Origin of the sequence: Rhodopirellula sp. UBA1907 (genome assembly GCF_002337565.1) — a bacterium.
GTDB classification, from domain to species: Bacteria; Planctomycetota; Planctomycetia; order Pirellulales; family Pirellulaceae; genus Rhodopirellula; species Rhodopirellula europaea.
On record NZ_DDGH01000083.1, the window covers coordinates 10,830 to 20,955 of the forward strand.

Annotated in this window: 7 protein-coding genes; 3 read left to right on the forward strand and 4 right to left on the reverse strand. The window is 55.6% G+C overall.

Features of this window, described 5'->3' with window-relative positions; translation table 11 throughout:
• Positions 1–125: 125 nt before the first annotated feature.
• The 3 genes from B2R17_RS17515 to B2R17_RS17525 are packed head-to-tail and all read right to left on the reverse strand — an operon-like array spanning position 126 to position 4,431.
• Positions 126–1,613, reverse strand: coding sequence for a hypothetical protein (locus B2R17_RS17515; RefSeq protein WP_286764999.1), 1,488 nt, complete (start codon positions 1,611–1,613; stop codon positions 126–128).
• Between the two features lie 26 nt (positions 1,614–1,639).
• The gene (locus tag B2R17_RS17520; RefSeq protein WP_037249836.1) at positions 1,640–2,866 is read right to left on the reverse strand and encodes an exo-beta-N-acetylmuramidase NamZ family protein; all 1,227 of its coding nucleotides are present in this window, start codon (positions 2,864–2,866) and stop codon (positions 1,640–1,642) included.
• A 41-nt stretch (positions 2,867–2,907) separates the two neighbouring features.
• Positions 2,908–4,431 carry a sodium:solute symporter gene (locus tag B2R17_RS17525; protein WP_286765000.1) on the reverse strand — a complete coding sequence of 508 codons (1,524 nt, stop codon included), beginning with the start codon at positions 4,429–4,431 and terminating at the stop codon, positions 2,908–2,910.
• Positions 4,432–4,583: 152 nt separating this feature from the next.
• On the opposite strand from B2R17_RS17525, the gene murQ reads away from it, so the two are divergent.
• Positions 4,584–5,492, forward strand: coding sequence for an N-acetylmuramic acid 6-phosphate etherase (murQ, locus tag B2R17_RS17530; RefSeq protein WP_008663915.1), 909 nt, complete (start codon positions 4,584–4,586; stop codon positions 5,490–5,492).
• Complete coding sequence (locus B2R17_RS17535; RefSeq protein ID WP_008663913.1) at positions 5,489–6,454, forward strand: N-acetylglucosamine kinase; 966 nt, start codon at positions 5,489–5,491, stop codon at positions 6,452–6,454. Before murQ ends, B2R17_RS17535 begins: the two co-directional genes overlap by 4 nt.
• A 24-nt stretch (positions 6,455–6,478) precedes the next feature.
• Here B2R17_RS17535 and B2R17_RS17540 read toward each other — a convergent pair whose 3' ends face one another.
• Positions 6,479–7,189 (reverse strand): hypothetical protein, encoded by a 711-nt coding sequence (locus tag B2R17_RS17540; RefSeq protein WP_007326821.1) that lies wholly within the window; start codon positions 7,187–7,189, stop codon positions 6,479–6,481.
• A gap of 363 nt (positions 7,190–7,552) precedes the next feature.
• Here B2R17_RS17540 and B2R17_RS17545 point away from each other — a divergent pair, with 363 nt between their 5' ends.
• Positions 7,553–9,562 (forward strand): transglutaminase family protein, encoded by a 2,010-nt coding sequence (locus tag B2R17_RS17545; RefSeq protein ID WP_339887161.1) that lies wholly within the window; start codon positions 7,553–7,555, stop codon positions 9,560–9,562.
• Positions 9,563–10,126: the final 564 nt, after the last annotated feature.

Sequence of the window (10,126 nt, forward strand, 5' to 3'; positions counted from 1 at the left end):
GAGGGGAGGGCTCAGCATTGGATCCAGCGTGTAACCCTCCCCGGCCCGAAGCGGCCCGACCCTCCCAAAGGGAGGGTGAAGTTAAACGGCACGACCTCGAAGCGGGTCAGTTGACGGAACTCACATCAATTTGATTCCGCGAGACCGTCTGTTGGGAGGATCCAGAGCCAGCGCTGCAGGTAGGATCCCGTCCGCACTAGCTCATACTCCCAATCGCCTTCGATGAAGTCTTGTTCGGTGGGAGGCTCCTCGGGCGTCGCCGAGGCGGATGCGACTGGCTCAAATCCCCAGAGCACCAATTCATCCGGATTGACCTTCAGCCCGAATGGCCGATCTCCCAGGGGCGTGAGGTTTCCGATTGCGAGGTGACCGTTGTCTCCGCGCGCATTCAGCAAGTTTGGGGCAGCGTCGTGGATCTCCTGAATGGTGTTTGGCCAGCGGCCTTCTTTGTGCTGAAACAATCGAGCCAGGATGGCTGTTTTGGCGAGACGCACTTGCATGGGGGATCGGATGAACGCCTGACCAATTAAAACGACACTCGGCATTGTCTTCTCGGTCACCTGACTATCCAGTTTCTGCAACCAACTCCTGGATTGAAAAGAAGCTTGCACCGAAGTTTCGAGGCTCTCGATCTCCTCGAAAAAGGTGGTCAGATCGTCAGTTGGAACGCGTTCCAATTTGTCATACATGGCCAGTGTCTCCAAGGCATCGATGGAGTGCCCACCAGGCAGCTGGAACTCAATGGCGTCTCCTCCTAGTTCTTCCGGGTCCTCAAACAATGGCAGCGCCCAAGCACGTTCGCCAATCAGAAACCGTCGATAGCGAGGTTCAATCTCCTCAAGTCCCTCGAGTTGCTTCAAGACAGCTCGCCACTGCTCATCGTCAAAGCAATCGATTTGCACCGCGGTCTTGATGGCATCCAGAGCGACCTCGAGCATTGCCACACTAACCAACTGCGAAACCGCCATCGGCTCCTCTTCCAACGCCCGTGAATTTCCGATCAGGGCCAACACACAGTGCCCCGCATGCGAAAAGTCATCGCGACGAAGTGCGTCTTCCAACTCCAAACGCAACAGTCGACTGACATCTCTTGGCGGCCCAATACGAGGAAAGAAGTCATCCGCATTCATTGACGTCCACACGCCACGACTGCCCTCAGTGATCAAATGAATTCGCTGCAGAAGCCCTGACCATTCATTTAGGTAGTTCCTTGCAACCAGATGGTTCGAATAGGGTTGCCCATAGACGTACTCCTCTGGTTCTTCTTCATATGCCAGGCCAATGATCGGAACGTCTTCCCCAGACTCCTGAAAAGCGTCCGATTCGATCTCATCGAGGATGCGTTGCCATTCCCGGCTACGTGATGAATCAATCCGCTCCCTGCGGTATTCCAACAAGGACTCCGCATCAATTGGCAAACCGCTGGCAAGCAAATCATTCTTGCGATCGGCCAGTTCCTGAGCCGCCGCGTTCTGGCGTGCGAACCACCAAGCCAGCACCAAAAAAATCAGTGATAGCGGCAGGACGAGAAAGACGAACACCGCCAAGTTTCGCGGGGTCAACAACCGCGTGAGCAGACTCGCCGACAGCTTCGAATCATCTGATGAAGTCATTCGGGCATGGATCATTTCGGAGGATATCAGCGGTACATCAGGTACTTCGCTCGGCGAGCTTGAAACTCTTCCAACTCTTCTTCGTAGGCCGCCTGCAACTGATCCACCGATTGACCGCCAAGGATTCCCTCCGCTGTTTTCTGGCTGACCAGCAAACGGTTCAGTGACTTCGTATTCCAGTCGTCGGGGGCAAGTTTCCTCAACGTCACGGCAATGGTTAGCGCCGTTCGCAATGGATCAAACTCAGCCCGCTGAGTCAGGACCACGTTCACCCCGCCACACTTTTCATTGGCAAATTTGCTGGCGACCGGCGTGAACTCAATTGGAACGAATCTCACCCCGCTCAATCCCTGGGCGTTCAGTTCACGAGCCAATTCCAACGCGTCGATCCAGGGAGCACCGAAGTGTTCGAAAGGCGTGTCCGTGCCGCGGCCCACGGACAGATTGGTCGTCTCCCACAACCCGATCGCCGGATACAAGTAGGCCGCATTGAGACTTCGCATGTTCGGTGATGGGTTGATCCACATGCGTCCGGTTTGATCAAACCCCGGACGGCCTTCCCAGCCCTCCATCGGAATGACTTGCAGATCCAGATCGAGTTCCCATTCCGCTTGGAACATCTTGGCCAGCTCACCAATCGTCATTCCGTGCCGGACGGGAATGCGATGGTAAGCGATGAACGATTCGCTGCCCGCATCGGTGACTGGACCTTGCACCTCCGTCCCGTTGATCGGATTGGGCCGATCCAAAACAACAAACCGAACATCATTTTCGGCCGCCGCCTTCATCGCGCCACCCATCGTCGAGATGTAGGTGTAGAAGCGAACGCCAATGTCTTGAATATCAAAGACCAGCGTGTCGATGCCTTCCAGCATCTCCGCCGTCGGAACACGAGTCTTGCCGTACAGACTGTGGACCTTCAATCCGGTCAATGAGTCCTGTTGGTCGTCGATGTTGGCTTGATCCAATTGCCCGACAAAACCATGTTCGGGACTGAACAAAGCGAACAAGTCCACGTCCGTTGAATCGTGCAGCAATTGAACCGTCGATGCTCCGGTCAGATTCGTGCCCGTATGGTTCGTGATCAGTCCGACCTTTTGTCCAGCAAGGCTCGAAAAATCATCTCGTTGCAACACATCGATTCCGGCCAGAACTTGCGCGGTGGCGACATTGGGTTGGGAGGCAGAAAGCGTGATCGCAAGCAGACAAATCGCGGCGAATGGAGAGGGCATGATTGTTTTGAAAGAAGACATGAGTGGTTGGTGTTTCAGATTCATTCGTCGAGGAAGGGACATCAGTTGTTCGCTCGTTGCCCAGCCGAGACCAAGCGACTAGCGAGGTAGCCCGCCGTGAAGGTGGTGACGGAGCCGATGATCGCCAGCCATGGCCAAGCGACGGACGTTCCAAACTTGATCGCCGTGAGCACAATCATGCCCGAGACCATTCCAATCAGCGCACCACGTTGGTGAGCGGAATTGGTCAGAATCCCAAGCAGGAAAACGCCCAGTAAAATCCCGGCCGTGAAGCCGGCGATAGCGAGTGCATCGCTGATGACACTGCTGGAAAGATAGCTCGCACCGATCCCAATCGCGATCTGGATCAAACCAAAGGCGATGGTCAGCTTGCGACTGACACCGAGCAGGTTGCCAGACATTTCGTCGTCGGAACTCTTCTCTTCAGCTTCCTTGTCCGTCAATCCGTTGCGGCGAGCGAGCAGCCAAGGTTGGTAGAAATCCGAGACGGCTGCCGAAGCGGATGAATTCAACGAACTAGACAACGTCGACATGGCGGCTGCGAACACGGCGGCTAACGTAAGGCCGACCAAACCAACTGGCAGGTAATCGACGATGAATGCCGCGAAAACTTCGTCATTGTGTTCAAACGCTCGCGGATGGATTTGCGAATAGAAACATGCCAACGCAACACCCAGCAACAGGAACAATGCGAACTGGATCAAGACCACCACGCCGCTGGCAACCACGGCTCGCTGCGCATCCGCTGTGCTGCGTGCCGCCAAGTAACGTTGGACAATCATTTGATCAGTCCCGTGAGTCCCCAGCGTCAACACCGCTCCGCCGATGACTCCCGACCAGAACGTGAAAGGTTCGGTCAGCACACTGAATGTCTCGGTTGATCGAACGCGAAAGTCAAAGACATGGAAACGCCCGGTCTCCTGACCAAACTCAACGAGTTGTTGCCAACCACCCGGGAAGTATCTGACGAGAATCATCAACGACAGCACGCCGCCGACCATGTAAACGACCAACTGAATGCAGTCGCTCCAGATCACGGCTTTGATCCCGCCAAAGAACGTGTAAATGATCGTGAAGACACCCAGGATCACGATGCAGCTAACCAGGTCAACGCTGAGGACCTTTTCCAACGCGATGCCAGCCAGGAATAGACGCAATCCATCGCCCAAGTTTCGAGTGACCAAGAAGAGCAACGATGCGAAACGCTTGCTGGCACCACCAAATCGCGTGTTCAGAATCTCATAGGCCGAAAAAATTTCGCCGCGGCGAAACAGAGGCACCAACACCACCGCAACGACCAAACGGCCGATGACCAGCCCCAGTCCCAATTGCAAAAAACGCATGTCGCCATCGACTGCGAATGCAATTCCGGGCACGCTCAAGAATGTCGCGGTGCTGGTTTCTGTCGCGACGATCGATCCCAGGATCGACCACCACGGCATGTCGCGTCCCCCCAGCAAGTAGCCCGCCAAATCCTTTTGGTCTCGGCCAACCCAAAGACCAAAGGCAACCATCGCGAGCATGTAGATGACCAGGACGGCGAGGTCAAAGGAACTGATAGCCAAGTGTCGAATCTCGTTTGCTGAAGTCCATCGGTCAAAGTGAATCCGCCCCGCCTCACCCGTGCGGCTACCTTACTGTATTTTGTTGTGACGAGGTATTTCGTTGTAACAAGGTTTGTTGCGGTCAGGGAAACACTCATGCGAAAACATTCACCATGCTGAACCAGTTGAATCAATTGACCACGGAAGCCAGCAACCCGGCCTCTGCCCAGATCGATTCTTTGTCCGCGTTGCAGATCGTTCAGCTCATCAATTCACAAGATGCCTTGGTCGCTGAGGCAGTGAACACGCAAGCCGAGCAGATCGCGGAGGCGGTGGATGCGATCGCGGACAAATTCCGATCCAACGGGAGATTGATTTATCTGGGTGCCGGCACGTCCGGTCGCTTGGGAGTGCTCGACGCCAGTGAGTGCCCACCGACGTTTCGAACCCCACCCGAAATGGTCGTCGGTGTGATCGCGGGAGGCCCCGAGGCTCTGACTCGTGCGATCGAAGGTGCCGAAGACCATCCGGAATATGCCGAACGTGATTTGGCTGAGATCAACTTATCCAGCAACGACGTGTTGGTGGGGATCGCCACCAGCGGGCGAACGCCCTACGTCATCGGCGGTTTGAAATACGCCCGGTCCGTTGGCGCTGTCACGGTGGGGTTGAGTTGCAATCCGAACTGCCAATTGCGACCGCTTTCCAAGATCATGATCGCACCGGTTGTGGGTCCGGAAGTCGTCAGCGGATCGACTCGGTTGAAAGCGGGCACGGCGACCAAGATGGTGCTGAACATGCTGACGACCGGTGCCATGATTCGGATCGGTAAGACGTTCGGCAATCGCATGGTCGACGTCCGTGCAACCAATGAAAAGTTGGTCGCCAGGTCACGACAGATGTTGTCTGAGATCGTTGGGATTCCAACGGATCAAGCCGAACAATTGCTGCAACAATGCGACGGCGAAGTGAAGACCGCGATCGTCGTTCACATGAAAGAGGTTTCGCCGCAGACCGCGCGTCAAATGTTGATCGACGTCGACGGACACCTCAGTCGCTTGCTCGCAACACCTTCCAAATGAATGCGTCACACGGACTGATTTTGGGAATCGACGGGGGCGGCACCAAGACGGTCGCTTGGTTGGCGAGATGCAACTTCACCGCCAAAAGCGATCTCTCAAACACGATGAAAATCATCGGTCGAGGACGCTCGGGATCGTCCAATGTTCGCGGCGTTGGCTTCGAGACGGCGTTGGATCATTTGAATCGGGCGGTCGAGCGAGCCTTCGCGGATGCGGAACTTTCCCGAGTCACTGTCGCGAGTGCTTGCTTGGCACTCGCGGGTGCCGGTCGAGAGGTCGAACAACAACGCATCCGGTCTTGGGCCGACCAATGTCAACTGACCAGCAAATTAACGGTCATCGATGATGCATTGCCAGTGCTATATGCCGCCTCGTCAGACGGGATCGGAATCGCACTGATCGCGGGCACCGGTTCGCTGGCACTGGGTCAGAATGCAAATGGTGACAGGTCGCGATGCGGCGGCTGGGGAAGCCTGCTTGGCGATGAGGGCAGTGGCTACCAGATTTCACTCGCGGCTCTACGAGTGGCAGTTCGCGCCGACGATGGACGCGGACCAAGCACACAACTGCACGAACGCTTGCTGGAGCATCATGGAATCACATCGGCCAGCGAATTGATTCCGATCCTTCATGCAGAGCCCAACAACCGAATCATGATCGCCTCGCTCGCGCCACTCGTCTTTGATGTGGCTGGTTCGGGCGATCCGGTTGCGACGCAGATCATCGATCAAGCATCGACGGATCTGGCGGAGATGGTCAAGACACTGATCGATCGACTGGACATGCCCACTCAACCGTGCTCGTTGGCAGGCACCGGCAGCGTGCTGATTCATCAGCACGCGTTCACGCAAAGCATCCGCGACAAGCTGGCCGAAGCCGGAATTGAAACGAACTACCGCGCAATTCCGGAGTCAGTCGCTGGCACGCTTGTGATCGCAATGGGATCGATGACAACTCACTGAAATGGAATCAGTGAGTCCGATCGATCACCAAGCACCGCATTCGGGCTCGTGTTCATCTTCAACACCCAAGCGGGTTTTGAATTGTTGGAACTTGTCGTACAAGCGTTCGCTGCTGCTGTGCACGTGTTCGGCTTCGGTGACAAACTTGATTGAGTCGTCTGGGTAGACGTCGGAATTGATCAACGTTTGACGAAATCCATCCAGTGGTGTTCCGTAGGCGATCAACAGTTTGTGTTCGTCTAATTGGACTTCCTGTTGCTTGGCCGTGTTGATGATGGCAATTCCGGTGCAGCCATCGTTCAGCAGCACGTCCTCGAATTCCATCAGAATGCTTTTCAGCACCGGGACGTCGATGTGTTCCCGGTACAGATCTTCGTGTTGCGAAGAACTGTGATGGCTGGTTTCCAAGACGACATCGACAACACTGCCCAATTGATCAATCAGGTCCAGGAACACATCCATCAAAATCGGCTTGGATGCGGCGGCCATGATCACCGGCGTGGTGGATCCATTGGATTCGTCGACGTATTTGTCGTATCGGAATCCCTGACGTGGCGAAATCTGCACGTCGTAGGAAGGTCGGATGGCGTCAGTCAATTCAAACATCCCATAGGTTTTTATCCCCATGTGAACTTGCAACTCTTCGTCGGAGAGACGTTCAAAGCTGCCTGGCGCGGATGTCGGAATCGCGTCGTCCTGTGTCGTCGGACGAAGGATGCGTTTGAGAAAGCCCATTGGTTGGTAATTTTCTACGCGTTCGTAGTGTCGACGTCAGGGTGAAAAGATTGCCTGAGCCGGCTCACCGCTGCGACTGGTGAACACACAAAGCTAGGTCACACCTCGACGAAGACTCCACAACTCATCCAGAACCGCTCAAAACTCGCTGAATGCGTTTTGTGCCGGCCTCCCAAGAATCTTCATCGTTACAACCGGCACAAACATCCCGCTCAACATGCCACCAATTGGCCAACACACGAACAGAACCCACCGAAAGCGGTTGACACAAAAGCCAGGGAGTCGACATTGGGGTGTCAGCGGTGCTCAATCGCCGCCATTTTCAGAAAAACGCTTCTTTGAAACGCATTCAAGCGGCTGGTCATGATGGATCGAACAGCATTCCGACGGACTTTGCCCCGTCGACGACGCATTTTCTCGGGCGCAGGCCATTCATCGGCCTTCCGGTGTGTGTCCAATGCCGTGAAATCGGATGTTAAGAAACATCGGGTTCGAAAGTCGCTGAGAACGCTCTGCCTAGTCGCGCTAGCAATCCCGCTGGGTTGCGATTTGCCAGACAGATACGACATCGAATCGTTTGAAAAACCAGCCCCTTGGCACTCCGACGCGTCGTCCTCTTACGCGTCTCAAGCCAGCAACACGGCGCGACCGAGCTCAGCCGCCGATGCGATGCGGCAATCCGGAATGCCGGAGATCCTCACACCAGGCCAATCACCATCGGCCGCGATGGGAACGGTGTCCGGCAAACCTGCCTCGCAAGCTTCCGCCGGCGGGATCGCGAATCGACTCGCCGATGAGTGGGAGACGTGGCAAATTCACAGTCTTCGTTCAACCATCCTGGGCGGCATCCATGCCAAATCCACTCGAACAGTGGACAACCAGATCAAGGTTGAACTGGAAGAACAAGGTTTGACTTATCGAGGCATGCTGCAAATCCTCGAATCCAACCAGCAGACGTTTTGGCATGATGCCAACGGCGATCTAAAGAAAGTCGACTGCACGTTCCGGCGAGGTCCGATTGAATCGCACCGGACCATCGAAATCACCGCGAGCGAAGTGCAGTTTGTTGACGATCGATTGGTGACGACGCAGAAAAAGACGCTGCGTATCAACTCGCCACTCGGTGGCCCCCTGCACGTTTACCAAACACTGCGCCGAAAACCGCTGAAGGAAGGCGAGACCCGCGAAGCCAACGTGTTGCTTCCGATCATGGGCGAAGTTGCAACGCTTCGACTGCAACACAACTCACTCGCGTCGCCGTCGGTGTTGACTCCGCAAGGCTTCCAAGAAGTCGTGCTTCAAGAAGCATCTTGTTTGCTATCCCTCGACCCCAAACGTCAACGAGAAAGTGTTTATTGGTTTGACGATCAGGGCCAGGTCCAGCTCTATCACGTGTCGAACGAACAACGATTTTCGTACGGCTGCAAAGAGTCCCAGTACAAACTGCTTGGAAAAGAGTTCCTCAACCAGGACTACCCGATCGCACTTCAGGTGCAGGGTAAACCGCTGGAAACAGAATCCAGCTTGCTAGCGGGTGATCTCCGACAAGTCGGATACAAAATCTTGTGGGCCAAACCGCCCGCCCCCGAATCGGTCACATCAGACGAAGAAGAGGAAGCAACCGAACCGGAGTCGGACACACCCGATGACGACGACAACAGCCGAATCGCGTTGGCACCACGCCAATACCTTCAACGCGGCGGTGACGGTGTCGAACAAAAGCTGATCGTGTCTCGCGTTCCCGTTCCTCAATCCAAGCTTCGCGATCGCTTTGATCAATTTGGCGGAGAAGACACACCGGCCGATGTGGCAGCGACATCCTTGGTCGACTATCGATCCGCCACGGTCCGTCGGATTGCAAAGGCGACGGCCAACAGCCCCGACTTCACCACCGCCGAGCGGGCGATGGAAATGAACCGAACGGTTCACTCGCTGCTGTCCTTTCGACCGCTTTCGCAGGGCATGCGGCCCGCCAGCCAAATCGCGGACTCGTCGACTGCCGACAGCACCGAGCAGTCCATTCTGTTGATGGCTTTGTTGCGTTCCGCTGGCATCCCGTCCCGGATGATATTGGGCATTCGGCATCAAGCTGCCGACCACATATCACCCACAAAAGACCTGGCGTTGCCGTTTCAAACGCGAGCACGTTTGCCCGACGGGAACCGCTTTGTTTACCACGCGTGGGTCGTGGCCAAAGTGGACGATCAATGGATCTGCTTGGACCCGGTGGAAGGGACCGAAACCAAACCCGATTGCTTGGCAATTGAGTCGACTGACATGAAGGACATCGATCCAATTGATCTGGTCGAGAAATTCATCGACAAACTTTCGCGGATGCAGATCAGCATCTATGCGGTCATTCGCGGGGCGTGATCTTAGCCGTCGCGAGAGTTGGATTTGGCTGGGCCCCCATCGTTTCTCGACGCGACGTCCAGCGAACCAATGGATCAGATCGCTAGCGAGCCGGTCTCCGCCTCACCGCGGGCGCACAAAAAACGCCTCGGAGAAGGTTACCCTTCGCCGAGGCGTTTTGGAGTCACGTCTGTTTGACGCAGTGGTCTACTTTCATCAAGTGAACAAGTTCACTCAGCGAACGTAGCTGGCACTGGCCTGAATGACGCGACGATTACGGGAAATGCTTGCACTTGGATCTACGATCGGTGCTGGTGGCATTGGAGCTGCTTGAGGAGCAACAACTGGTGCTGCGGTAGGAGCGGCGTAGGTCGATCCACATCCGCATCCGGTGTCACAAGGAGCTGCGTCGCAGCCCATGTCACAGCAGCTGCTCTTCTTGCAACCGAGGTTACCGAAGAGTTTCTTCAGCAAGCCGCCTTTGCCGATGCTGCAGCAACCGCTGTCACATCCGCTGTCGCAGCAGGTAGGTTCGCAGGAAGCGATTTCGCAACCGCAAGCTGGTTCGCAAGCCGATCCACAGCC

Coding starts and splice junctions, on each gene's coding strand:
- B2R17_RS17545 (WP_339887161.1), top strand. CDS start 7,553: ATGATGGATCGAACAGCATTCCGACGGACTTTGCCCCGTCGACGACGC.
- B2R17_RS17515 (WP_286764999.1), bottom strand. CDS start 1,613: ATGACTTCATCAGATGATTCGAAGCTGTCGGCGAGTCTGCTCACGCGG.
- B2R17_RS17535 (WP_008663913.1), top strand. CDS start 5,489: ATGAATGCGTCACACGGACTGATTTTGGGAATCGACGGGGGCGGCACC.
- murQ (WP_008663915.1), top strand. CDS start 4,584: ATGCTGAACCAGTTGAATCAATTGACCACGGAAGCCAGCAACCCGGCC.
- B2R17_RS17540 (WP_007326821.1), bottom strand. CDS start 7,189: ATGGGCTTTCTCAAACGCATCCTTCGTCCGACGACACAGGACGACGCG.
- B2R17_RS17520 (WP_037249836.1), bottom strand. CDS start 2,866: ATGTCTTCTTTCAAAACAATCATGCCCTCTCCATTCGCCGCGATTTGT.